Source organism: Streptomyces sp. NPDC001750 (assembly GCF_042892615.1).
GTDB lineage: Bacteria > Actinomycetota > Actinomycetes > Streptomycetales > Streptomycetaceae > Streptomyces.
Window position 1 is genome coordinate 278,816 of sequence record NZ_JBIAUE010000004.1, and the last position, 23,364, is coordinate 302,179.

The window sequence follows — 23,364 nt, forward strand, 5'->3', positions numbered from 1 at the left end:
CTCCGCAGCAGCCCGCCGTACCGACAACACCTCGAGGTGCTCTCCGTCATGCGCACTCCACCCACCCGACGCGCCGTGCTCGGCGCGGCCGCCGCCACCGCCGGTTCGGTGTTCCTGGCCTCCTGCTCCGGTGAATCCGACCCGGACCGCCGTGCCGCGCAGAGCGGTGGCGCGAACGCCGGCGGCCCGGAGCACGGCGGCGCAAGCCACGGAATCCCCCACCACGGGAAGTCCTGGGACGAGTACGTCTCCCCCGACGGGAAGGAGGTCGCCGAAGCCGAGGCCAAACGACGCTCCGGCCCCCACCGGAAGTTCCACCTCACCGCCACCCCGTCCCGCCTGGACCTGGGCGGCGGCCTCGTCGTCGGTTCCTGGGCCTACGAGGCCCGGCTGCCCGGCCGGGAGCTGCGGTTCACGGTGGGCGACGACGTGGCGCTCACGCTCGCCAACCACCTCCCGGAGGCCACCTCGCTGCACTGGCACGGCCTCAACGTGCGCAACGACATGGACGGCGTCCCCGACCTCACACAGCGGCCGATCAAGCCGGGCGAGGAGTACTCCTACCGCTTCAAGGTGCCGCACCCGGGAACGTACTGGTTCCACCCGCACACGGGCGTCCAGCAGGACCGGGGGCTGTACGCACCCCTGATCGTGGAGGACCCGAAGGAGACGCTGAAGTACGACAAGGAATGGGTGGTCGTCCTCGACGACTGGGTCGACGGGGTGGGCGGCTCCACCCCGGACGCGGTGCTCGACGAGCTGAGCGGCGGCCGGGGCGGCATGGACCACAGCGGGAAGCGCCACGGCTCCATGAACCGCGCCCACGGGGCGGACGAGGAGGGCAGGCCGGACGAGACGGACGGCAAGAACGACACGGACGACACCCGGCGCGGCGGCCCCTCCGGCTCGCCCGGCTCCCCCAAGTCCCCCGGGCGGCGCTCCGGACCCTCGCGCATCATGCGGCACGGCTTCAGCAAACTGCTCAACAGCCACGGCGGCAACGTCGACTACCCGTACTACCTGATCAACGGCCGCGTCCCCAAGGCCCCCACCACCTTCCTCGCCAAGCCCGGCGAACGCATCCGGCTGCGCATCATCAACGCGGGCGGCGACACCGCCTTCCGGGTCGCGCTCGGCGGCCACCGGATGACGATCACCCACACCGACGGCTACCCGGTCCAGCACACCACGACGGACGCCCTGGTGCTGGGCATGGGAGAGCGCTACGACGTGATCGTCACCGCCAAGGACGGGGTGTTCCCGCTGACCGCGCTCGCCGAGGGCAAGGGGGCGACGGCCCTGGCGCTGCTGCGCACCGGAATGGGCACGCCGCCCGCCGCCCATGTGCGGCCCAAGGAGCTGAACGGGAAGCTGGTGGAGGCCACGCAGCTGTCGCCGCACCCGTCCGCGGCCCTGTCCGCCCGGAAGCCCGACCGGACCATCCGGTACAAGCTGACCGGCACGATGAAGGCGTACGACTGGGGCTTCGACCACGAGCCGTACTCGCCGGACCGGCGCCGCCCGGTCGCGGCGGGCGAGCGCGTGCGGCTGGAGTTCTTCAACATCACCTCGATGTGGCACCCCGTCCATCTGCACGGGCACTCGTTCGGCCTGGTGGGGGAGGCGGGTCCGGCGCACCGCGCGTCGCACCGGCGCGAGCGGCAGTGGGCGCGCAAGGACACCGCGATCGTCCGGCCGAACAGTTCCGTCGCGATGGAGTTCGAGGCGGACAACCCCGGCCTGTGGATGCTCCACTGCCACAACATCTACCACTCGGACGTGGGCATGATGACGGTCCTCGGCTACCTCCGCTGATCCGCGCGGACCCCGTCGCGCCCCTCGCCCCGGCAGGGTGTCCGGCGGCGCCCGCGCTCCCCGCCGGGACATCGCGTCAGTCAGACGATTACACTGGTGCGCGTGCCTCAACTACGTCTCGCACTGAATCAGATCGACTCGACCGTCGGTGATCTCTCCGGCAACGCCGAGGCGATCGTCCACTGGACCCGGCACTCCGCCGAACAGGGCGCCCATCTGGTGGCGTTCCCCGAGATGATGCTGACCGGCTACCCCGTCGAGGACCTGGCCCTGCGGTCGTCCTTCGTCGAGGCGTCGAGCCGGGCGCTGCGCGCGCTCGCCGCCCGGCTCGACGCGGAGGGGCTCGGGGAGCTGCCGGTCGTCGTCGGCTACCTCGACCGTTCCGAGGCGGCCCAGCCGCGCTACGGCCAGCCTGCGGGCGCCCCGCAGAACGCCGCCGCCGTGCTGCACCGCGGACAGGTCGCGCTGACCTTCGCCAAGCACCACCTCCCCAACTACGGCGTCTTCGACGAGTTCCGCTACTTCGTGCCGGGCGACTCGATGCCGGTGGTACGGGTGCACGGCGTGGACGTGGCGCTGGCGATCTGCGAGGACCTCTGGCAGGACGGCGGCCGGGTGCCGGGCGCGCGTGCGGCGGGCGCGGGGCTGCTGCTGTCCATCAACGCCTCTCCGTACGAGCGGGACAAGGACGACACCCGGCTGGAACTGGTCCGCAAGCGGGCCCAGGAGGCCGGCTGCACCACCGCGTACCTCGCGATGATCGGCGGCCAGGACGAACTGGTCTTCGACGGCGACTCCATCGTCGTCGACCGCGACGGCGAGGTGATCGCCCGTGCCCCGCAGTTCGCCGAGGGCTGCGTGGTCCTCGACCTGGACCTGCCGGCCGCCGCGACCGGGGCCGACGCGGCGTCGGGCGTGGTGAACGACGGGCTGCGGATCGATCGCCTGGTGCTCTCCGAGGACCCCCTCCCCGCGTACGAGCCGGAGCTGGCCGGGGGGTACGCCGAGCGGCTCGACGACGACGAGGAGCTGTACTCGGCGCTGGTCGTGGGCCTGCGGGCGTATGCCGCGAAGAACGGCTTCCGCAGTGTGCTGATCGGACTGTCCGGCGGCATCGACTCGGCACTGGTCGCGGCCATCGCCTGCGACGCGCTGGGCGCGCAGAACGTGTACGGCATCTCGATGCCGTCCAAGTACTCCTCGGACCACTCCAAGGGCGACGCGGCCGAACTGGCCCGCCGCACCGGGCTGAACTTCCGCACCGTACCGATCGAGCCGATGTTCGACGCCTACATGGAGTCGCTGGGGCTCACCGGTCTCGCCGAGGAGAACCTCCAGTCCCGGCTGCGCGGCACGATGCTGATGGCGGTCTCCAACCAGGAGGGCCAGATCGTCCTCGCGCCGGGCAACAAGTCCGAGCTGGCGGTCGGCTACTCGACGCTGTACGGCGACTCGGTCGGGGCGTACGGGCCGATCAAGGACGTCTACAAGACGTCGGTCTTCCGGCTCGCGAAGTGGCGCAACCGTGCCGCCGAGGAGCGCGGCCAGACCCCGCCGATCCCGGAGGCGTCCATCACCAAGCCGCCCAGCGCCGAGCTGCGCCCGGACCAGGTCGACACGGACTCGCTGCCCGACTACGACGTGCTGGACCGGATCCTGGAGCTGTACGTCGATCAGGACCGGGGGCTGGCCGACATCGTCGCGGCGGGCTTCGACGAGGTGCTGGTGGCGAGGACCCTGCGGATGGTGGACGCGGCGGAGTACAAGCGGCGGCAGTACCCGCCGGGCACGAAGATCTCCCCGAAGGGCTTCGGCAAGGACCGCCGTCTGCCGATCACCAACCGGTGGCGCGAGTCGGTCTGAGCGACGGGACGGCAGGCCGCCGTGGGCGGGCCCGGCGACGACCGGCCCGGCAGCGGCGGCCCCGTCGTCCGCGGACCCGGCAGGTGGGCAGTACTCCGGTGAGCCGCGGTGCGTCGCCGTGCCGCGATGCCGGTGAGCTGCGGCCTCGCGCTCCCCGTCGCCCGCCCGGGCACGCCCGCGCTCCCGGGCCCCGGATCCGCCGCCGAGGCCGGGTCCGGGCGGGCCGGGAGCGAGTGCGCGTCAGAACTGGACGCGCGCCGCGATGGGGAGGTGGTCGCTGTCCGTCGCCGGGAGCGTCCACGACGACACCGGCTCGACGCCCTTCACGAGGATCTGGTCGATCCTCGCCATCGGGAAGGACGCCGGCCAGCTGAAGCCGAAGCCGTCGCCCGCCGCGCCCTGGGTGGACCGCAGCTGCGAGGTGACCGCGTTGAGCGAGCGGTCGTTCATCGTCCCGTTGAGGTCGCCGAGCAGGATCACCCGGTCGAGCCGTTCGTCGGCGATGGCCTCGCCCAGGGTGTCGGCGCTGTTGTCGCGCTGGTTGGCGGTGAACCCGGCGTGCAGCTTGACCCGCACGGACGGCAGGTGGGCGACGTAGACGGCGACGTCGCCCTCGGGCGTCGTCACCGTGGCACGCAGTGCCCGGGGCCAGCCCATCTTGATGTCGACCGGGCGGGCGTCGCGCATCGGGTGCTTGCTCCAGAGGCCGACGGTCCCCTGCACCGAGTGGTACGGGTAGCGGTCGGCGAGCGCCGCCTCGTACTTCGCCACCTCGTCGTTCGGCAGTTCCTCCAGGGCGATGACGTCGGCGCCGGAGTCCGCGACCTTCCGGGCGGTGCCCGCGGGGTCGGGGTTGTCGGCGTTGACGTTGTGGCTGGCCACGGTGAGGTCGCCGCCCTCGGCCGACTTGCCGGTGAGCAGACCGCCGAACAGGTTGAGCCAGACCGCGACCGGCAGCAGCAGGGCGATCAGCGCGGTCGCCGAGCGGCGTACCAGGGCCAGGACCAGCAGCAGCGGGACGAGCACGCCGATCCACGGCAGGAACGTCTCGGTGAGGCTGCCCAGGTTGCCGACGGCGTTCGGGATCTGCGCGTGGAAGACCATCACGAGGGTCACGAGGACCGAGCAGACGGCCAGGACGACACCGCGCCGCCAGATGCCTCTGGCCCGGCTCCACCGGTCGCGCAGGTCCCGGACACGGGGCCCGGTGCTCCGCGTCTCCGCGCGGTCGTTCCCGGTGTCCGCTCCGTACGCCTGCACCATCGCGCTGTCCTCACTGCCTTGCCGTACGTGTCGCCGCGCTCCCGACCCTAGGCGATGCGCGGCGTGTTCCCGACCGTCCACGACGGCGGTACTGCCACAAGGACGAAGGGCGGGGGCCGATGAGTTCCGACGGGGCGGGTTCCGCCGGGGCTTGTGACAGAACGATCACAGTCCACGGGTCCGGTCGCCCTCACTCCACCGGTCTCCCCCGGTCTCCCCGGGTCGGCTTCACCCTCACGGGCTCCGGGCGCGGGCGCCGTCGCCGTCCATGGGACCGGTCCGGTCAGGGGCGGGCCGGTGCCAGCCCTTCGCCCAGGGTGCGGATGATGCGGTCGGCGAGGTCCTCGGGCAGGGGCGCGTCGGGCCGGTGGATGGTGCGGACGAGCATGGGCCCGAGGAACAGGTCGTTCATGAGTTCCACGTCCAGGTCCGCGCGGAGTTCGCCCGCGTCGACCGCTCGCCGCACGGCGGCCAGCATGGCGTTACGGCGGGGCGCGATCACCGTGCGGTGGTACTCGTCCCACAGCCTGGGGTGGCTCTTCATCTGGGCGAAGACGTTGTGGAGCAGGACGGAGGAGCGCTGGGCGAGGCCGCGCCTGCGCATCGAGTCCAGCAGCAGCCGCAGGTCGTCGAGACCGGCGGTGCCGGGGACGGCGGGTTCCGGGGGCTCGATGTCGCGCAGGACGTCGACGAAGAGTTCCTCCTTGCCGCTCCAGCGCCGGTAGATGGTCGCCTTGCCGACCCCGGCGGTCCTGGCGATCCGCTCGATGGACAGCGCGGCGAGCGGCTCACCTGCCTCCAGCAGCCCGACGACGGCATCCAGGATCGCCCGCTCGGCCGCCGCGCTGCGCGGCCGGCCCCTGCGCGGTTCCGGATCCTTCCCGGCCGGGCGGTCCCGGTCCGGTACCTGTGCCTGTGCCCTCACGTACATCCACCTCTCGCCGCACCGTCCGCCGCACCGATTCTCGCCGACGGCGACGGCGCCCCGGTGTGCCGCCCTCCTCGGGGACCGGGGCCGGGCCGGTCCCCGAGGGCGGCGCTTCCCGATCCTCTGGAATGCTCCGTTCCAGGAGGACTCCGGAGGCGTTCTCAGTCCTCCGTGACCGTCACCGGCGCGCCCCGGCCCGTACGGACGGACGCCCCTTCCTCGTCGGCCCCTCGGGGCGCTCGGCCGACGGGCGCCCTGCCCGGCAGGAACAGCGCGACCACGAGCGCGCCCACCAGGGCGATGCCGGCCGAGCAGAGGGCGGTGATGTGCATGGCGTCCAGGAACGCGTCGTGCGCCGCCGTGACCAGCGGAGCGCCCGCGGGACCCATTCTCTCCGCGACGGCGAGCGTCGCCTCGATCGACTCGCCCGCCACGTCCCTGGCACCGGCCGGCAGCACGTCGAGATGCCCCTCGATGCCGCCGCGGTAGACGGTGGACAGCACCGAGCCGAGCACGGCGATCCCGAGCGCCCCGCCGACCTGCCGGAACGTGTTGTTGACGGCCGATCCGGAGCCCGCCCTCTCCCGGGGCAGCGTCTGCATGACGGAGACCGTGACCGGCGTCATCACGTGCGCCATGCCCGTGCCCTGGACGAAGAACAGCACGCACAGCACCCAGACCGGTGTGGTGGCGTCGAACAGGGCGAACGCCGCGAGCCCGCACGCGACCATCAGCAGGCCGACGGTGCACACCGCGCGGGCGCCGAACCGGTCCACGACCAGCCGCGCGCGCGGCGCGAAGACCATCTGGGCGGCGGCCAGCGGAAGGATCAGCAGACCGGCCTGGAGCGCGGTCCAGCCCCGCACGCTCTGCATGTAGAACGCGGAGAAGAAGGTCACGCCCATCAGCGCGAAGAAGATCAGCGCGATGGCGGCGACGGCCGCGGCGAACGGCGGCTGTCTGAAATACGTGACGTCCAGGGCGGGGTGGCTGCTGCGCCGCTCGTGCCACACGAACGCGGCCAGGACAGCCAGACCGCCGACGATCGGGAGGAGCACCGCGGCGTCCGTGAAGTCGCCGAGTTCGCCGCCGCGGATGATGCCGTAGACCAGCAGGACCAGGCCGACGACGGAGAGCAGGACGCCGAGCGGGTCGGTCCGGCCCGGCTTCGGGTCCTTGGAGTCGGGCACCAGCAGCACCATCGCGATCAGGGCGACCACCACCACGGGAACGTTGACGAGGAAGATCGAGCCCCACCAGAAGTGTTCGAGCAGCAGACCGCCGGTGATCGGGCCGATCGCGATGCCGAGGCCGACGCTGCCGGCCCAGATGCCGATGGCCTTGGGCTGCTCGTCGCGCTCGAAGACGTTCATCAGGACGGCGAGCGTGGCCGGCATGACGAACGCGGCGCCGAAGCCCATGACGGCACGCCAGGTGATCAGCTCACCGGGCGAGCCGGACAGGGCGGCCAGGGCCGAGCCGACGCCGAAGACGAGGATGCCGAAGAGCAGCACCTTCTTGCGGCCGACCCGGTCGCCGAGCAGTCCCGCGGTGAACAGGAGCCCCGCGAAGACGAGCGTGTAGGAGTTGATGGCCCACTCCAGCTCGCTCTGGGTGGCACCGATGCCGGTGGGTGCGGGACTGGCGATGGTCTTGACCGCGACGTTCAGGATCGAGTTGTCCAGAACCACGATGAGCAGGCTGAACATCAGAACGGCGAGGATCGCCCAACGGCGGCGGTGGACCGCCTCGGGGACTTGGAACAGGGCGGTGCGAGCGCCCGACGGTATGGACATGGCCGGGATCCTACCTGGATTCGATACGAGACCGTCTCGTATAGGTAAGCCCGCCGGGGGGCGGGTCCCGCGCCGAGGACGGGACGCCGCGCCGGAGCCCGCGGCACGGGCTTGTGCGAGCCCACTTCCCGCGGGCGGGCACGGGATGCCACCATGGAACCGGTCCGGGGACGCCGTCAGGGCGCCTCGAGATGACGAAGGAGCCGTAGGCACATGTCGCTTCAGGCTGCGCGGAACACGTCCGCCACATCCGACGCGGGAGCCGCCACCGACAGCAGCAAGGCGCTGTACGGGGGCAAGAGCACCCGCCGCGTCACCGTCCACGACATCGCCGCCGCCACCGGGCGCGGCGAGAAGTGGCCCATGCTCACCGCGTACGACGCGATGACCGCGTCCGTCTTCGACGAGGCCGGTATCCCGGTCCTGCTCGTCGGCGACTCGATGGGCAACTGCCACCTCGGATACGAGACCACCGTGCCCGTCACGATGGACGAGACGGCGGTCCTCTCCGCCGCCGTCGTACGGGGCACCAGGCGTGCGCTGATCGTCGCCGACCTGCCCTTCGGGGCGTACCAGGAGGGCCCCGTCCAGGCCCTGCGCAACGCCACCCGGCTGATCAAGGAGTCCGGCGTCGGCGCGGTCAAGCTGGAGGGCGGCGAGCGCAGCCACGAGCAGATCCGGCTGCTGGTCGACGCCGGCATCCCGGTGATGGCCCACATCGGTCTGACCCCGCAGTCCGTGAACGCGATGGGCTACCGGGTGCAGGGCCGCGGCGAGGAGGCCGCGCAGCAGTTGCTGCGCGACGCCAAGGCCGTGCAGGACGCGGGCGCGTTCGCCGTCGTCCTGGAGCTCGTACCGGCCGAGCTGGCCGCCGAGATCACCCGCACCCTGCACATCCCGACCGTCGGCATCGGCGCCGGTCCGGACACGGACGCCCAGGTGCTGGTCTACACCGACATGGTCGGACTGACCGGCGGCAGGACGCCGCGCTTCACCAAGCAGTACGCGAATCTGCGCAAGGTGCTGGGCGACGCGGCGAAGGAGTACGCGGAAGAGGTCGTCGGCGGCGCCTTCCCGGCCGCCGAGCACACCTTCCACTAGGGCGTGCTGCGAAAGCAGCGGCGCCCGGCACAGACCACTGCCCGCACCACCGACAGCCCGCCGACCTCCCCCATCGGCGGGCTGTCGGCCTCCCACCGGTCCGTCCCTCGGTCCGTCGTCGACGCCCTGTCGGCCCCATGTCGGCCCCGTGTCGGTCTGTTGTCGGCGGACTGTCGGTGGCGCCTGTTCCCATGGTGGGCATGACGCGAAACGACAAGAACCCCAGGAACGGCACCAATGCCGTGGAGGTCCGGGGGCTGGTCAAGCACTACGGCTCGACCAAGGCTCTGGACGGCGTGGACCTCGACGTCCGCGAAGGCACGGTGCTCGGTGTGCTCGGTCCCAACGGCGCGGGCAAGACCACCCTCGTGCGCTGCCTGTCCACCCTGATCGTCCCCGACGCCGGACACGCCGTCGTGGCGGGCTACGACGTGGTGAAGCAGCCCCGGCAGCTGCGCCGCACCATCGGACTGACCGGGCAGTACGCCTCGGTCGACGAGAAGCTGTCCGGCTGGGAGAACCTCTACATGATCGGGCGGCTGCTCGATCTGTCGCGCAAGGCCGCCCGCGCCCGGGCCGACGAGCTGCTGGAGCGGTTCTCGCTCACCGACGCGGCCCGGCGCGCCGCGATGGACTACTCCGGCGGCATGCGGCGCCGCCTCGACCTGGCCGCTTCGATGATCGGCCGCCCGGCCGTCCTCTACCTGGACGAGCCGACGACGGGGCTCGACCCCCGGACCCGCAACGAGGTCTGGGACGAGGTGCAGAGGATGGTCGCGGAGGGCGCGACGGTCCTGCTCACCACCCAGTACATGGAGGAGGCGGAGCAGCTCGCGAACGAGCTCACCGTCATCGACAGGGGCCGGATCATCGCCAACGGCGGGGTCGACGAGCTCAAGGCGAAGGTGGGCGGGCGCACCCTGCAGATCCGCCCCTCGGACCCGACGCAGCTGCCCGCGATGGCGCAGGCGCTGCGGGAGACCGGTCTGGACGGGGTCGCGGGCGCGCAGGCGGTCCCGGACGAGGGACTGCTGTACGTGCCGATCCTCAGCGACGAGCAGCTGACCGCCGTCATCGGCCTGCTCGGCGCCCGGGGCTACCCGCTGGCGCACGTCGCCACCGCACTGCCCAGCCTGGACGAGGTGTTCCTGGCCATCACCGGCGAGAAGACCGCTTCCGCCACCGACACGATCCCCGCGGAGGTCGCGGCATGAGCACGAGTACGACGATCCAGCAGCCCGTCACGGCCGGGCAGGCCCCGTCCGCCGCGCCGAGGGCGCTCGTCGGCGAGGGCCGGATCGGGCTGCGCGCCAACCTGCGGCACATCGGCGCGCTGATGCGGCGCAACGTGCTCCAGATCAAGAAGGATCCGGAGTCGATGTTCGATGTGCTGCTGATGCCCATCGTCTTCATCCTGCTGTTCGTGTACGTCTTCGGCGGGTCCATCGGCGCGAGTCTGGGCGGCGACCGGCAGACGTACATCAACTACGTGGTCCCGGGCATGATGGCGATGCTGGGCATGAACATCGCCACCGCGGTCGGCACCGGGGTCAACGAGGACTTCCGCAAGGGGGTCATGGACCGGTTCCGGACGATGCCGATCGCCCGGTCGTCGGTCCTCGTCGCGAAGATCGTGGTCGAGCTGGGCCGGATGATGGTGGCCACGGCGATCCTGCTGGGCATGGGCTTCCTGCTCGGCATGGAGCTGAAGACCTCGGTGCTCGGCCTGCTCGCGGCGGTCGGTCTCTCGATGGTGTTCGGCGCCGCGATCATGTGGATCTTCATCCTGCTGGGGCTGTCGCTGAAGTCCGCCCAGGCGGTGCAGGGGATGGGGTTCCTGGTTCTGATGCCCCTTCAGTTCGGTTCCTCGATCTTCGCCCCGACCGCCACCATGCCCGGCTGGCTCCAGGCGTTCACCGACTACAACCCGCTGTCCAACCTGGCGGACGCGGCGCGCGGGCTGATGATCGGCGGACCGGTCGCCCACGCGACGTGGCTCACGCTCGGCTGGGCGGTGGCGATCACCGCGGTGGCGGCTCCGCTGGCGGTCTCGAAGTTCCGCAGGAAGAGCTGAACCGGTGCGGGCCGAAGGGCGCGGCCGTTACGTGCCGGACGCGGGTGCGCGCACCGGACGGCCGGGCGGCGGTTCAGTCCCGCTCCGGTCCGTACGTCTCGGCGAGGGCGGTGGCCTCCTCCATGGAGAGGCCGCCGCCCTCGGCGTACGCCGTGTCGTAGGCGTCCCGGCCGAGGACGGCGAGGGCCAGTTCCTCCACCCGGGCGTAGTCGTCGCGTTCCATGGACGTCGGCGCGTGTCCCAGGGGCAGCAGCGCCCGGCCGGCCCCCAGCAGCCGGGCCGCCAGTGCGGCCCGTCGTTCGCCGCCGATCCCGGCGATCGCCCGTGCGACGGAGACGAGGTGGATGACGGACATCTGCGGAGCCACCATCTGCGACAGCCGGTCGTGGGACCGCCGCAGCGCCTCCAGGGACCGGGGCAGGGCCTCGGCGTAGCGCCCGTCCTGGTTGTCGAGCCAGGCCCATGTACCGAGCACGAAGCCCTCGAACATCGCCAGCGTCTCGGACTGGAACTCCGCTCGCAGCAGGGACAGTTGCTCGCGCGCCTCGACCGTGCGTCCGGTGCGGCCCAGCCACAGGGCGAGGTAGATCCGGGCGGCGGGGATCGCCTCGTGACCGGCGTGGCGCCCCTCCGTGAGCACCTCGCGCAGAATCGTCTCGCCCTCGTCGCCGCGGCCGAGTTCGGTGAGGGCGGAGGCGTATCTGGTGCGCAGGACCGACACCTGTGACTGGGCGCCGAGCTTCTGCGCGTAGCCGATGGCGGCCTGGAAGTCCTCGGCGGCGCGCGCGTACTCGCCGTGCTTCTCGTTGGCCTCGCCGCGGGAGGAGAGCGCTTCGGCGACTCCCCAGTCGTCACCGAGCCGACGGAAGATCTCCAGGCTCTCGTCGGCGTCCGTGTGCGCGGCGCCCGCCCATTCGGGGCGGTTGGCCAGGATGTTGGCCCGCATCTGGAGCGCCCCCGCCAGTTCCCACGCGTAGCCGAGCTCCCGGCTGGCCCGGACGGTCTCGTCGAGCAGCGTACGCAGTTCGTCGACCCCGCTGGTCATCATGACCGCGAAGAACCAGAGCGATCCGGGGGAGCGGCAGGTCTGTGGCTGTCCCGCGCGGTAGGTGGCCGCGATGATCCGCAGCCGGGCCATGCCCTGCTCGTCGGCCCACACGTCCTTGGAGTGGTCCATGCTGACCAGCTGGACCAGGGCCACCTGGCGCCGCGCCTCCTGGAGCAGTTCGGGCGACATGGGCGGCGGGGCGTCGGTGCAGCGCTCGTGGAGGGAGGGCGCGGGTTCGGCGGGCCCGGCGAAGGGGTCGGGGCCCAGCGCGGCCACCGCGTCGGCCCATTGCAGGCCCTCGGCGCGCAGATCGCGCATCTGCCAGTACCAGCACAGCGACAGCACCATGCAGAGCGCCTCCTGCTCGTCGCGGGCGGCGACGGCCCGGCGCAGGGCGGTGCGGAGGTTCTCGTAGTCGTGCTGGAGGCGGTCGATGGCGGCCCGCTGCCCGGCTCCGCGCAGCAGCGGGTCGGTGGTACGGGCCAGCTCCCGGAAGTACACCAGGTGGCGCCGTTCCACGGCGTCCCGTTCCACCGCCTCGTCGAGCCGTTCGGCGGCGTACTCGCCCACGGTCTCCAGCAGCCGGTAGCGCATCCCGCCGTCCTCGGCGGGCGCGGCGACGACGAGGGACTTGTCGACGAGCGAGCCGAGCAGCCCGGCGACCTCGCGCGCGCCACCGGGATCCTCCGCGCAGACGGCCTCGGCGGCGGCAAGGGTGCAGCCGCCCGCGAAGACGGACAGGCGGCGCAGGACGGCGCGTTCGGACGCGTCGAGCAGTTCCCAGGACCAGTCGACGACGGCGCGCAGCGTCTGCTGGCGGGGCAGTACGGTACGGGCTCCGCTGGTGAGCAGGCGGAACCGGTCGTCGAGCCGGTCGGCGATCTGGCGCGGGGTGAGCATCCGCAGCCGGGCGGCGGCGAGTTCGATGGCGAGCGGCAGCCCGTCGAGGCGGCGGCAGATCTCCGCGGCGGCCTCGGCGGTCTCCTCGTCGGCGTCGGTCCGGAAGCCGGGCCTGGCCGCGGCGCCCCGTTCGGCCAGCAGCCGCAGCGCCATCGCGTCGGGCAGCGGATCGACCGGCCGGACGAACTCGCCGGGCACGCCCAGGGGTTCACGGCTGGTGGCCAGCACGGTGAGCTGCGGGCAGCGGGCGAGCAGGTGGTCGGCGAGGGCGGCGGCGGCCCCGACGAGATGCTCGCAGTTGTCCAGGAGCAGGAGCATCCGGCGCCGGGAGCAGTGTTCGGTGAGGCGCACGAGCGGGTCGCCCGCGTTGCCCTCGGCGACCCGCAGTTCCTCGGCACCGGCCCCACGCAGCACGGTCTCGCGGGCGCCGAGCGCGGTCAGCACGGCCTCCGGCACGGCCTCGGGGTCGTCGACCGGGGCGAGTTCGGCCAGCCAGACGCCGTCGGGCCAGGCGGCGCCGAAGGACTCGGCGGCCTCCTGGGAGAGCCGGGTCTTCCCGGCGCCACCGGGGCCGAGGAGGGTGACCAGCCGGGTGCGCGCCAGGTCCTCGCGCAGGGCCTCGATGTCGTTCTCGCGCCCGACGAAGCTGGTGAGCCGGGCTCTCAGGTTTCCGCGCGGGGCGGCGAGGGCTTCCCGCGGCGCGCCGGTGCCTGCGGCCGGGGCGGCGGCGGGATGGGGTGCGGGAGGCCGTGACGGCCCGGCCGGGTGCTTCCCGACCGCCGCGTCCTGCTCCAGCAACTCGGCGTACAGGGCGCGCAGTTCGGGGCCGGGGTCGGTGCCGAGCCGGTCGGCGAGCACGGTGCGCACCTCGTCGTAGGCGGCCAGCGCCTCGGCCGGGCGCCCGGCGTCGCGCAGGGCCCGCAGCCGCAGCGCCTGGAGCGGTTCGTCGATCGGGTGCTCGGCGCAGAGCGCGACCAGTTCGGGCAGGGTCTCCTCGGCGCGGCCGAGGGCGAGTGCCGCGGTGATCCTGGTGCGGCGGGCGTCCAGCCGCCGGGCCGTCCAGCGGGCCGCGACGGCGCCGCGGTCGGGCAGATCGGCCAGGACCGGGCCGCGCCACAGGGCGAGGGCGTCGTCGAGCGCGGCCAGGGCCTTCGCCGGGCCCCCCTCCGCCAGGGCCCGCGCCCCCTCCCCCGCGAGCCGCTCGAAGCGGTAGAGGTCGACCTCGTCCGGGGCGGCTGCCAGCCGGTAGCCGCTCTCCCCGGACGTGACCGCCCCGTGCCCGAGGGCCCGCCGCAGCCGCCCCACGAGCGCCTGGAGCGCGCCCACCGCATCGGCCGGCGGGTCGCCGTCCCACACCTCGTCGACGAGCACGGCGGCGGGGACGGAGCGGCCCGGACGCAGGGCGAGGGCGGCGAGCAGGGCACGCAGCCGCGCACCGCCGACGGAGACGGCGGTGCCGTCGTCACGGAGTGCCTGGGTGGTTCCGAGGATGCTGTAGCGCACTCGCCCATTCTCCGCGACCGGGAGCGGCGGCAGGACACACGTGCGACACGTGCCCGGTTCGGCGTCGCCGAAGGCGCCCGTCCCGGCGCCCGCGTCCGCGAGGCACTCCCCGCCCGCGGCCTCGACCCCCGTCCCTCAACCAGGAAGGGACGACGGCGAGTTCGCCGCACACCACGGGCCACCCGCCCTCGACCGCGCTCCCGGACGGCGACCGGCAGGGGCCGACGAAATTCCCTTTGGTCTAGACCTTGACTGCGATCAAGGGGGAGGGTTCAGTGTCCGAAAGCATCCTTCGGCGCGGCCTGCACAGGTTGGCCCGGCTCCCACCGGGTCTATCCGTCATGCCCGCGTCACACGGGCATGCCCACCTCCGAGGGACATGTCCGCGTCGCACGAAAGGGAACCCTGTGCTCAGAAATCGTATGAAGGCGCTGCTGACCGGCCTGGCGGCCGTCGGATCGCTGGCGGCGACGGCCCTCGCGCCCGCGACGGCGAGCGCCGCCGAGGCCCCGGCGCCGGTGGACGAGTGCGCCATGGCCCCCGCCTGGTCCAAGGGCGCCAACTACCAGGCGCGCGACATCGTCAAGTACACCGACGGGAAGATCTACGTCGCCCAGCGCGACAACCCGGGCTACGACCCGACGGTGAGCACCTACTACTGGGCGCCGTACACCTGTGGCACCGGGGGCAACCCGTACCCGAACAGCTTCGTGGTGAGCGAGGCCCAGTTCGACCAGATGTTCCCGAACAGGAACCCCTTCTACACGTACAAGGGCCTGACGGACGCCATGAAGGCGTTCCCCAAGTTCGCCCACACCGGCGACGACACGATGCGCAAGCAGGAGGCCGCGGCCTTCCTCGCGAACATCAGCCACGAGACCGGCGGCCTCTACTACATCAAGGAGGTCAACGAGGCGAACTACCCGCACTACTGCGACCGCAACGAGCCCTACGGCTGCCCGGCCGGCCAGTCGGCGTACTACGGGCGGGGCCCGATCCAGCTCAGCTGGAACTTCAACTACAAGGCCGCGGGCGACTTCCTCGGCATCGACCTGCTGAACGACCCCTGGAAGGTGGAGACGGATCCGGCCGTCGCCATGATGACGGGCCTGTGGTACTGGAACACCCAGGACGGTCCCGGCCCGATCACCGGCCATGACGCCATGGTGAGCGGGGCCGGCTTCGGCCAGACGATCCGTTCGATCAACGGCGCGCTGGAGTGCGACGGCGGCAACCCCCGCCAGGTCGAGAGCCGGATCAACCGGTACAAGGAGTTCACCGGGATCCTCGGCGTGCCGACGGGCTCCAACCTCTCCTGCTGACGCCACCGCGTCCTTCCTCTCCCTTTCCCTGTCCTTCCTTCCCTTCCGTTCCCCGACGGACCGCCGCGGGCCGGGCACCCTTCCCGGCCCGCGGCCTCGTCGCCCGACCGCCTGCGCGCCGCCGCCCCGCATCCACGCCTCCGGGGGACCGGCCGCCCGTAGGCTCGGTCCCATGGTCACCGCATCGCACCAGCGCATCAGCCCGGTCTTCCTCGGCATCGTCGCCGTCATGGCGGTGTCGGGCTGGGCCGTGTGGACGGGCTTCGCGGAGCTGCCCGGGATCGCGGTCTTCCTCTTCGTGACGGCGGCGTGGGTGGTGTCGCTGTGCCTGCACGAGTACGCGCACGCCCGTACCGCGCTGCACAGCGGGGACATCTCCGTCGGCGCGAAGGGCTATCTGACCCTGAATCCGCTCAAGTACACCCACGCGCTGCTCAGCATCGTGCTGCCGGTGCTGTTCGTGATCATGGGCGGGATCGGTCTTCCGGGCGGTGCGGTGTTCATCGAGCGGGGCCGGATCCGCGGGCGCCTGCGGCACAGCCTGATCTCGGCGGCGGGCCCGCTGACGAACGTACTGTTCGCGGTCGTGTGCACGGCGCCGTTCTGGCTGCACGCGCTCGACGGCGTGCCGGTGACCTTCCGTCACGCCCTGGGCTTCCTGGCGCTGCTCCAGGTCACCGCCGCGATCCTGAACTTCCTGCCGGTCCCGGGGCTGGACGGGTACGGGGTGATCGAGCCCTGGCTCTCGTACCGCGTCCGCCGCCAGGTCGAGCCGTTCGCCCCCTTCGGGCTGATCGCCGTGTTCGCCCTCCTGTGGATCCCGGGGATCAACGTGGCGTTCTTCGACGCGATCCACGCCCTGCTGCGGGCGCTGGGCGTCGACGGCTTCACGACGTACTGCGGCTGGGACGCCTACCGGTTCTGGCGGTCGGCCGATCCGGTCTGCGCGGTCCAGGGCTGACCGACGGCGTCCGGGCCGACGGCCCGGACGGCCGGAGTCGTCACGGCGACGGGGCTCAGCCCGTGGCGGTCCCGGCACGGTGCCGGCGCAGGTAGAACCACGCCATGTTGGACGAGAGCCCGGCCAGCAGCACCCAGACGATCCCGAGCCAGCTGCCCTGGACGAACGAGAACACGGCCGCGACGACGGCCAGGACGCAGACGGCGATGGCGTAGAGAGCGAGTCGGGGCATGGGAGTCGGCTCCTGTCCGGAGTGGTGCACGGTCCCGTCCAGTGTCCCCCATGCCCCTTTCCGCCCGTCGCAGGGTGGCCCGGAAGCGGGGCCGGACCGGACCGCCCGACGCGGGCCCCGCTCAGACGTCCGTCGTACGCAGCCCCGCGTGCGCCTTGTAGCGGCGGTTGACGGAGATCAGGTTCGCGACGAGCGACTCGACCTGGTGGGCGTTGCGCAGCCGCCCGGCGAAGATGCCGCGCATGCCGGGGATCCGGCCCGCCAGGGCCTGCACCAGGTCCGTGTCGGCGCGGGCCTCGCCCAGCACCAGCACATCGGTGTCGATCTCCTCGACGGCCGTGTCCTGGAGCAGCACCGCGGACAGGTGGTGGAAGGCGGCGGTGACCCGGGACTCCGGGAGCAGGGCGGCGGCCTGCTCGGCGGCGCTGCCCTCCTCCGGCTTCAGGGCGTAGGCGCCCTTCTTGTCGAAGCCGAGCGGGTTGACGCAGTCGATGACGAGCTTGCCCACGAGTTCGTCACGCAGCGCCTCCAGGGTCTTGGCGTGACCGTCCCACGGCACGGCCACGATCACGGCGTCGCTGCGCCGGGCACACTCCGCGTTGTCCGCGCCCTCGATGCCGTGGCCCAGTTCCTCGGCGGCGGCCCGCGCGCGGTCGGCGGCACGGGAGCCGATGACGACCTTCTGCCCGGCGCGGGCGAACCGGTAGGCGAGGCCGCGGCCCTGCGGGCCGGTGCCGCCGAGCACGCCGACGGTCAGCCCGGACACGTCGGGAAGGTCCCAGGGGTCCTTGGCGGGGGGCTTGGGCGCGCTGCCCGTCTCATTCGTAGTCATGGCTTCGACACTACTGCCCGCCACCGGGGCGAACAGTCCGTCGCCCGACGCGGGGTCACCGATCCGTCCGGCGCGTCCCCGCGCCCCGTACCGCGCGCCCGTGCCCGTGCCCCGTTCGTGTGGTTCCGCGGCGTTCGCCGACGGCGCCGCCGGGGCCCGGGGCACGATGCCTGGCCATGGATGCCGTACGCGTCGCTCTGCTGCGTGAAGTGCTCGCCGGGACCGAGTGGCCGGCCGCGGCCCGCCGGTTCGCCGGGTCGCTCAGGTCGTCCGTCGTCCCGCACGGCGGCGGACTGCTGCTGGTGGGGACGGCGGAGTACGAGCCGTGGCATCTGGCGGCCCATCTGGTCGACGAGTCCACCTGGTCCGGGCTGCCCGAACTGACCCCGACCCTGGTGCGCCACCGGGTGGAGCCGGGCGATCCGGCGCATCTGGCGGTCGGCCTGGGCCGGATCGAGGCGGCCGGTCGGGGCGAGACCCTGCTGCTGGTGGCGCCGGAGCGGCCCTGCGCGGGCCTGCTGGAGCGCATGCACGACGCCCGCAGGGCCGGGGCGACGGTCCTCTCGCTGGACGGCGGCGACCCGGAGGTGCGGGGGCTCGCCCACGAGGCGCTGGCGGTGACCGGCTCCGACGACGTCGACCTGGACACCGTGCAGCATCTGGTGAGCGCGGCGGCCAGGGAGAACGGCGACCCCGTGCCGCGCGGCGGCCGTCGCTTCCGCGACCGGCTGTCCCGGCTCGCCGACCGGTTGACGGCACCGCCTCCGCCGCGCTGGTGAGCGCCGGGACCGCCCGCGCCCGCCCCCGCGGACACGGCCCGGGACGCGGACACGGAAAAGGTGTTGCACCGGGCACCGCGACTTCGGAGCATGACCCCTCGTGACCTCAGCCCCTGCCTCGGCCCCTTCCCCGTCCGGCCGTCTCTCCGCGCTGCTGCCCGACCTCACCCCCCTGCGTTCGTCGGCCGACTTCCGGTTGCTGTGGATCCAGGGCGTGGTCACGTACTTCGGCAGCTTCATGGCGCTGATCGCGCTGCCGCTCCAGATCAAGGAGCTCACGGGGTCGCCGCTGGCCGTCGGCGCGATGGGCGCGGTCGAACTGGTGCCGCTGGTCGTCTTCGGCCTGTACGGCGGGGCGCTCGCGGACGCCGTGGACCGCCGCAAGGTGATCCTGGGCACCGAGGCGGGCCTGGGGGTACTGGCCCTGGTGCTCCTGGTGAACGCCGTTCTGCCCGATCCGCTGCTCTGGCCGCTCTATCTGGTGGCGGGTGGGGTCTCCGCGCTCTCCGGGCTGCAGCGGCCCGCGCTGGACTCGCTGATGGCCCGGATCGTGCCGCACGACCAGCTGACCGCCGCCGCCGCGCTGAACTCGCTGCGCTGGCAGGTCGGTGCGATCAGCGGTCCGGCGGTGGCGGGGCTCGTGGTGGCGTACGCCGGGCACGCCACGGCGTACTCGGTCACCGTGGTCACGTTCGCCCTCTCCGTCCTGCTCTGCCTGCGCCTGGCCCCGGCCCCTCCTGTCCGGGAGAACACGAAGCCGTCGCTGCGCGGGATCGTCGAGGGGGCGCGGTTCGCCTGGAGCCGGCCGGTGCTGCTGGGGACGTACGCGGTCGACGTGGCCGCGATGTTCTTCGCCTTCCCCAACACGATCTTCCCGTTCCTCGCGGACGAGCTGGACGCCGAGTGGTCGCTGGGGCTGATGTACGCGTCCGGGTCGGTCGGCTCCCTGGTGCTGGGCCTGACCAGCGGATGGACGTCACGGGTACGGCGGCACGGGCTGTTCGTGGTGTTCGGGGCGGCGGCCTGGGGGCTGGCGATCGCGGCGGCGGGCTGGTTCACCAGCGTGTGGCCGGTGCTGGTCTGCCTGGCGATCGCGGGCGCGGGCGACATGCTCAGCGGACTGGGGCGTTCCACGATCTGGAACCAGACCATCCCGGAGGAGCTGCGGGGCCGTCTGGCGGGCATCGAGGTGCTCTCCTACAGCGCGGGCCCGCAGCTGGGTCAGGTGCGGGCCGGTGCGATGGCGGGCTGGACGGGGACCCGCTCCGCGATCTGGAGCGGCGGTGTGGCGTGCGTGGCCTCGGTCGCGCTGCTCACCGCCGCGCTGCCGAAGCTGCTCACGTACGACTCCGCGACGGACGAGGACGCGGTACGCAGGCGGGCGCAGCGCGAGGAGGACGCGGGCACGCCAGGGCCGGCCTCCGGCGTGCCGGAGGCGCAGGCCCGCCCGTACGAGGCGGAAACCGGCCCGTCCGGTGCGGGGCGCGGCCGGATCGAACCGGAATCCAGCCCGTCCGCCTCACCGGCGGTCCGCCGCGCCCCGGCCGGTCGGCCCGTCATGCGTCCGGGTCCCGGTCCGCCGGGGTCTCGGCGTCGTGCCATTTGGGGTCCGTCTCCCACTCCAGGTTCCGCTCCCGCGCCGTCTCCATCGCGTGGCGCGCCTCCTCCGGGGAGGCGTACGGCCCGAACCGGTCCTTGGCCGGGCACTCGGGTCCCTCCTCGACCTTCTTGTGCTGCAGGCAGTAGTACCACTCGCCCGGTTTGCCGACCGTGCGCTTCTTGAACAGGGCCATCTCCGGCTCCTTCCGTCGGGGTCATGCTGCCCCAAGCGCGCTTCGTCAAGGGCCGACCCGTCATCCGTGCCGGATCGGCGCGCGGCGTCGGATGCGGCACGTCGCAAGGGGAGGGGCGCCCGCATAGTGGCAGTATGCGGGCGCCCCGACAACGCGGCGAGGCGCCGCAGCCGACGCCGGGCGACCGCCGGGGACGACGGGACAGCCCTTAAACTCGCTGACATGTCTGGCCAGTCGCTGCTCGTGCCCGGGGAGATCACTCCCATCCGCTCCGTTCCCGGAAAGATCCGGCGCCCCGAGTACGTGGGCAAGCCGGCCCCCACCCCGTACACCGGTCCGGAGGTCCAGGACGCCGACACCGTCGAGCGCATGCGCGTGGCGGGCCGGATCGCCGCGCAGGCGATGGCGGAGGCCGCCAAGCACATCGCCCCGGGCGTCACGACGGACGAACTCGACCGGGTCGCCCACGAGTTCATGTGCGACCACGGCGCGTATCCGTCGACGCTGGGCTACCGCGGGTTCCCCAAGTCGCTGTGCACCTCGATCAACGAGGTGATCTGCCACGGCATCCCGGACTCCACGGTGCTGCGCGACGGCGACATCGTGAACCTCGACGTCACGGCGTACATCGACGGCGTGCACGGCGACAACAACGCCACCTACCTCTGCGGCGCCGTGGACGAGGAGTCGCGGCTGCTGGTGGAGCGCACCGAGGAGGCGCTGAACCGGGCCGTCAAGGCGGTCCGGCCCGGACGGCAGATCAACGTGATCGGGCGGGTCATCGAGTCGTACGCGAAGCGCTTCGGGTACGGGGTGGTGCGGGACTTCACCGGGCACGGGATCAATTCCTCGTTCCACTCCGGGCTGATCATCCCGCACTACGACAGCCCGCACGCGACAACCGTGATGAAGCCCGGCATGACGTTCACCATCGAGCCGATGCTGACACTGGGCAGCCACGACTACGACATGTGGGACGACGGCTGGACGGTGGTCACGAAGGACCGCAGGCGCACCGCCCAGTTCGAGCACACGCTGGTCGTGACGGAGACGGGCGCCGAGATCCTGACCCTCCCCTGACGGGCGCCCGACGACAGCTGCGGCACCTCGCCGCGTTGCCGGAACGCCCGCATACGTCCAGTATCCGGGCGCCCCTCCGTCTTGCGATGCACCACATCCGACGCCGCGCGCTGATCCGCCACGGATGACGGGACAACCCACCAGGCATCACCACGTACCGACGCGAAAGCGGCCGCCCGCGGGCGGCCGCTTTCGCGTACCCGCGCCACCTCGTCCCACCGCGCCTGCGCACATCGGCGGAACCAGGCGTATCGTTTTTACCGACAGACTGTCGGGAAGCTGTTGACTTAGGTAAGCCTAAGTAGGAAGATCGGAGATGTCGACAGGGACTGCGCGACGTGGTCACTGCCGTCTTTTCATCCGCCTCTTTCAGGACTTTCCCGTCCCCTCGGCCCCCGGAGGCCCGCCTTGGACGCAACCGCCGCAGTCACGCCCTTCTCGACACTCATCCGCACGGCGTCGCACGAACAGCACACCGAGGCGGAGACCTCGACCTTCATGAGCGACCTGCTCGGCGGACGCCTCGGCGTGGACGCGTACACGCGCTACACGGAACAGCTGTGGTTCGTGTACCGGGCGCTGGAGGAGGGAGCCCAGGCGCTGCGGAACGACCCGGTCGCCGGCCCGTTCATACACGCCGAGCTGATGCGCACCGCCGAGCTGGAGCGCGACCTGGCCCATCTGCGGGGTGCCGACTGGTGCGAGGGCCTGGAGCCGCTGCCCGCCACCGCCGCGTACGCCGCGCGGGTCGCACAGTGCGCCCGCACCTGGCCCGCCGGCTACGTCGCCCACCACTACACCCGCTACCTCGGCGATCTCTCGGGCGGCCAGATCATCCGCGACAAGGCGGAGAAGGCCTGGGGCTTCGCGCGCAAGGGCGACGGCGTCCGGTTCTACGTCTTCGAGGAGATCCCCAACCCCGCCGCGTTCAAGCGGGGCTACCGCGAGCTGCTGGACGCGCTGGACGCGGACGACCTGGAGAAGCAGCGTGTCGTCGACGAGTGCAAGCGCGCGTTCGCGCTGAACACCGCGGTGTTCCGGGAGCTGGGCGAGGTGTTCCCGATCAGCGCGTAGGGCCTCGCGCACAGGGCCTTCGCGGACCTTCGACGGACCTTCGTACCGGCGCGGCCGAAGGCACCGACCGGTGATCCCGGTCCGGTGCCTTCGGCCGCGCCGGTCCCGTTGCCCGGGGGCCGTTGCCCAGCGGTCCTTCTCCCCGGCGGTCCGTTTCCCCGATGGCCCGGTTCCCGGTCGTCCGCGGCCCGTTCTCGCGCTCTCCCGCTCGCCGGTTTCCTCAGACGCGGGACGGGACCGCCCGGTGTGCCCACAGGACGCGGCCGCCGATCTCCACCATGCCGTCCGGTGCGGGCGCGGTGAGGATCTGGGAGCCGCGTCCCTGCGTGATGTTGAGGGCCCGCCCCAGCTCCGCGCTGAGCAGCAGGGCCGCCGCGCCCGTGGCCTCGTCCTCCACGATTCCTCCGGCGCGCCTCGGGAAGGCGCGCGCCCTGACCCGGCCCGCCGCCTCGTCCTCCCACGCCCAGACGTAGAGCCAGCCCTCGCCGGGCGGCGGGCCGGTCAGCGCCTCGACCTCGGCGACGGACGCGTACCGCCGCAGCGTACGCGGCGGCGCCCACTCCGGGCGGGCACCGATCCAGGTGAACTCCCCGTCCTGCCGGGCGAACACGTCCCCGACCGGAAGCTCCAGGATCTCCAGATCGAGCAGCCAGGCGGTGCCGACGAGCGGATGGCCGGCGAACGGGAGGCGCAGTCCCGGGGTGTGGATGTCGACGTGCCCGCGCTCGGGGTCGTCGACGAACACGGTCTCGCTGAAGCCGAGCCGGCGGGCCAGCCGCTGCCGGGACTCCTCGTCGGGGTGGGACCGCCCGTCGCGCACCACCCCGAGGGGGTTGCCGTACCGGCCGTCGGGGCCGCAGAACACCCGCAGGACGTCGACGCCCTCGGGTACATCGAAGCCGGGGCCGCCTTCGTATTCGCTGTCGCTCGCGCTCACGTCCGCATTCAAGCACCGCCCGGGTGACGGCCTTCGGTCGGGCCGTCACCCGGGCGGTGCGCT

At 72.5% G+C, this 23,364-nt stretch carries 18 protein-coding genes and 1 pseudogene; 11 read left to right on the forward strand and 8 right to left on the reverse strand.

Going from position 1 to position 23,364, the window contains the following annotated elements; all coding sequences use genetic code 11:
• Positions 1-48: 48 nt before the first annotated feature.
• Complete coding sequence (locus ACFYY6_RS09460) at positions 49-1,815, forward strand: multicopper oxidase family protein (protein ID WP_389192387.1); 1,767 nt, start codon at positions 49-51, stop codon at positions 1,813-1,815.
• A 102-nt stretch (positions 1,816-1,917) separates the two neighbouring features.
• Entirely contained in the window at positions 1,918-3,678 is a 1,761-nt protein-coding gene (locus ACFYY6_RS09465) for an NAD+ synthase (protein ID WP_351628591.1), read from the forward strand.
• A gap of 240 nt (positions 3,679-3,918) precedes the next feature.
• Here ACFYY6_RS09465 and ACFYY6_RS09470 read toward each other — a convergent pair whose 3' ends face one another.
• The 3 genes from ACFYY6_RS09470 to ACFYY6_RS09480 all read right to left on the reverse strand — a co-directional run bounded on the left by ACFYY6_RS09470 (position 3,919) and on the right by ACFYY6_RS09480 (position 7,665).
• Positions 3,919-4,941 (reverse strand): endonuclease/exonuclease/phosphatase family protein, encoded by a 1,023-nt coding sequence (locus ACFYY6_RS09470; protein ID WP_351521751.1) that lies wholly within the window; start codon positions 4,939-4,941, stop codon positions 3,919-3,921.
• A 283-nt stretch (positions 4,942-5,224) separates the two neighbouring features.
• Positions 5,225-5,872, reverse strand: coding sequence for a TetR/AcrR family transcriptional regulator (locus ACFYY6_RS09475; protein WP_389192391.1), 648 nt, complete (start codon positions 5,870-5,872; stop codon positions 5,225-5,227).
• Between the two features lie 158 nt (positions 5,873-6,030).
• The gene (locus ACFYY6_RS09480; RefSeq protein ID WP_389192394.1) at positions 6,031-7,665 is read right to left on the reverse strand and encodes an MFS transporter; all 1,635 of its coding nucleotides are present in this window, start codon (positions 7,663-7,665) and stop codon (positions 6,031-6,033) included.
• Between the two features lie 213 nt (positions 7,666-7,878).
• Here ACFYY6_RS09480 and panB point away from each other — a divergent pair, with 213 nt between their 5' ends.
• The 3 genes from panB (at position 7,879) to ACFYY6_RS09495 (ending at position 10,840) form a co-directional block, all read left to right on the forward strand.
• On the forward strand, positions 7,879-8,766 hold the full coding sequence (gene panB / locus ACFYY6_RS09485; RefSeq protein WP_351521757.1) for a 3-methyl-2-oxobutanoate hydroxymethyltransferase: 888 nt from the start codon (positions 7,879-7,881) through the stop codon (positions 8,764-8,766).
• 191 nt (positions 8,767-8,957) lie between these two features.
• On the forward strand, positions 8,958-9,980 hold the full coding sequence (locus ACFYY6_RS09490; protein WP_351521783.1) for an ATP-binding cassette domain-containing protein: 1,023 nt from the start codon (positions 8,958-8,960) through the stop codon (positions 9,978-9,980).
• Positions 9,977-10,840, forward strand: a complete 864-nt coding sequence (locus ACFYY6_RS09495; RefSeq protein WP_351521759.1) for an ABC transporter permease — start codon at positions 9,977-9,979, stop codon at positions 10,838-10,840. Before ACFYY6_RS09490 ends, ACFYY6_RS09495 begins: the two co-directional genes overlap by 4 nt.
• A 73-nt stretch (positions 10,841-10,913) precedes the next feature.
• Here ACFYY6_RS09495 and ACFYY6_RS09500 read toward each other — a convergent pair whose 3' ends face one another.
• Positions 10,914-14,291: a BTAD domain-containing putative transcriptional regulator gene (locus ACFYY6_RS09500; RefSeq protein WP_389192397.1), complete on the reverse strand. Its 3,378-nt coding sequence runs from the start codon at positions 14,289-14,291 to the stop codon at positions 10,914-10,916.
• A 407-nt stretch (positions 14,292-14,698) separates the two neighbouring features.
• Here ACFYY6_RS09500 and ACFYY6_RS09505 point away from each other — a divergent pair, with 407 nt between their 5' ends.
• Together ACFYY6_RS09505 and ACFYY6_RS09510 are read left to right on the forward strand one after the other, a co-directional pair.
• A complete protein-coding gene (locus tag ACFYY6_RS09505; protein WP_389192400.1) occupies positions 14,699-15,613 on the forward strand; it encodes a glycoside hydrolase family 19 protein in 915 nt (304 codons plus the stop codon).
• Positions 15,614-15,785: 172 nt separating this feature from the next.
• Complete coding sequence (locus ACFYY6_RS09510) at positions 15,786-16,574, forward strand: site-2 protease family protein (protein WP_351521765.1); 789 nt, start codon at positions 15,786-15,788, stop codon at positions 16,572-16,574.
• Positions 16,575-16,629: 55 nt separating this feature from the next.
• On the opposite strand, the gene ACFYY6_RS09515 is transcribed toward ACFYY6_RS09510, so the two are convergent.
• A complete protein-coding gene (locus tag ACFYY6_RS09515) occupies positions 16,630-16,806 on the reverse strand; it encodes a hypothetical protein (RefSeq protein ID WP_351521767.1) in 177 nt (58 codons plus the stop codon).
• 121 nt (positions 16,807-16,927) lie between these two features.
• A complete protein-coding gene (gene npdG / locus ACFYY6_RS09520; RefSeq protein ID WP_351521769.1) occupies positions 16,928-17,638 on the reverse strand; it encodes an NADPH-dependent F420 reductase in 711 nt (236 codons plus the stop codon).
• A 176-nt stretch (positions 17,639-17,814) separates the two neighbouring features.
• Here npdG and ACFYY6_RS09525 point away from each other — a divergent pair, with 176 nt between their 5' ends.
• Both ACFYY6_RS09525 and ACFYY6_RS09530 read left to right on the forward strand, forming a co-directional pair.
• Positions 17,815-18,417 (forward strand): hypothetical protein, encoded by a 603-nt coding sequence (locus ACFYY6_RS09525; protein ID WP_389192404.1) that lies wholly within the window; start codon positions 17,815-17,817, stop codon positions 18,415-18,417.
• 100 nt (positions 18,418-18,517) lie between these two features.
• A pseudogene (locus ACFYY6_RS09530) lies at positions 18,518-19,813 on the forward strand (MFS transporter); the annotation flags it as partial.
• Positions 19,814-19,973: 160 nt separating this feature from the next.
• Here the strand turns inward: ACFYY6_RS09530 and ACFYY6_RS09535 are convergent.
• Complete coding sequence (locus ACFYY6_RS09535) at positions 19,974-20,210, reverse strand: hypothetical protein (RefSeq protein WP_351521775.1); 237 nt, start codon at positions 20,208-20,210, stop codon at positions 19,974-19,976.
• A 222-nt stretch (positions 20,211-20,432) separates the two neighbouring features.
• On the opposite strand from ACFYY6_RS09535, the gene map reads away from it, so the two are divergent.
• Together map and ACFYY6_RS09545 are read left to right on the forward strand one after the other, a co-directional pair.
• Positions 20,433-21,290 (forward strand): type I methionyl aminopeptidase, encoded by an 858-nt coding sequence (map, locus tag ACFYY6_RS09540; protein WP_351628610.1) that lies wholly within the window; start codon positions 20,433-20,435, stop codon positions 21,288-21,290.
• A gap of 408 nt (positions 21,291-21,698) precedes the next feature.
• Positions 21,699-22,364, forward strand: coding sequence for a heme oxygenase (biliverdin-producing) (locus ACFYY6_RS09545; protein ID WP_386607207.1), 666 nt, complete (start codon positions 21,699-21,701; stop codon positions 22,362-22,364).
• Positions 22,365-22,584: 220 nt separating this feature from the next.
• Here ACFYY6_RS09545 and ACFYY6_RS09550 read toward each other — a convergent pair whose 3' ends face one another.
• Positions 22,585-23,301, reverse strand: coding sequence for a PhzF family phenazine biosynthesis protein (locus ACFYY6_RS09550; RefSeq protein WP_388649603.1), 717 nt, complete (start codon positions 23,299-23,301; stop codon positions 22,585-22,587).
• Positions 23,302-23,364 lie beyond the last annotated feature (63 nt).

Coding starts and splice junctions, on each gene's coding strand:
- map (WP_351628610.1), top strand. CDS start 20,433: ATGTCTGGCCAGTCGCTGCTCGTGCCCGGGGAGATCACTCCCATCCGC.
- ACFYY6_RS09510 (WP_351521765.1), top strand. CDS start 15,786: ATGGTCACCGCATCGCACCAGCGCATCAGCCCGGTCTTCCTCGGCATC.
- npdG (WP_351521769.1), bottom strand. CDS start 17,638: ATGACTACGAATGAGACGGGCAGCGCGCCCAAGCCCCCCGCCAAGGAC.
- ACFYY6_RS09475 (WP_389192391.1), bottom strand. CDS start 5,872: ATGTACGTGAGGGCACAGGCACAGGTACCGGACCGGGACCGCCCGGCC.
- ACFYY6_RS09470 (WP_351521751.1), bottom strand. CDS start 4,941: ATGGTGCAGGCGTACGGAGCGGACACCGGGAACGACCGCGCGGAGACG.
- ACFYY6_RS09480 (WP_389192394.1), bottom strand. CDS start 7,665: ATGTCCATACCGTCGGGCGCTCGCACCGCCCTGTTCCAAGTCCCCGAG.
- ACFYY6_RS09490 (WP_351521783.1), top strand. CDS start 8,958: ATGGTGGGCATGACGCGAAACGACAAGAACCCCAGGAACGGCACCAAT.
- ACFYY6_RS09525 (WP_389192404.1), top strand. CDS start 17,815: ATGGATGCCGTACGCGTCGCTCTGCTGCGTGAAGTGCTCGCCGGGACC.
- ACFYY6_RS09535 (WP_351521775.1), bottom strand. CDS start 20,210: ATGGCCCTGTTCAAGAAGCGCACGGTCGGCAAACCGGGCGAGTGGTAC.
- panB (WP_351521757.1), top strand. CDS start 7,879: ATGTCGCTTCAGGCTGCGCGGAACACGTCCGCCACATCCGACGCGGGA.
- ACFYY6_RS09460 (WP_389192387.1), top strand. CDS start 49: ATGCGCACTCCACCCACCCGACGCGCCGTGCTCGGCGCGGCCGCCGCC.
- ACFYY6_RS09495 (WP_351521759.1), top strand. CDS start 9,977: ATGAGCACGAGTACGACGATCCAGCAGCCCGTCACGGCCGGGCAGGCC.
- ACFYY6_RS09515 (WP_351521767.1), bottom strand. CDS start 16,806: ATGCCCCGACTCGCTCTCTACGCCATCGCCGTCTGCGTCCTGGCCGTC.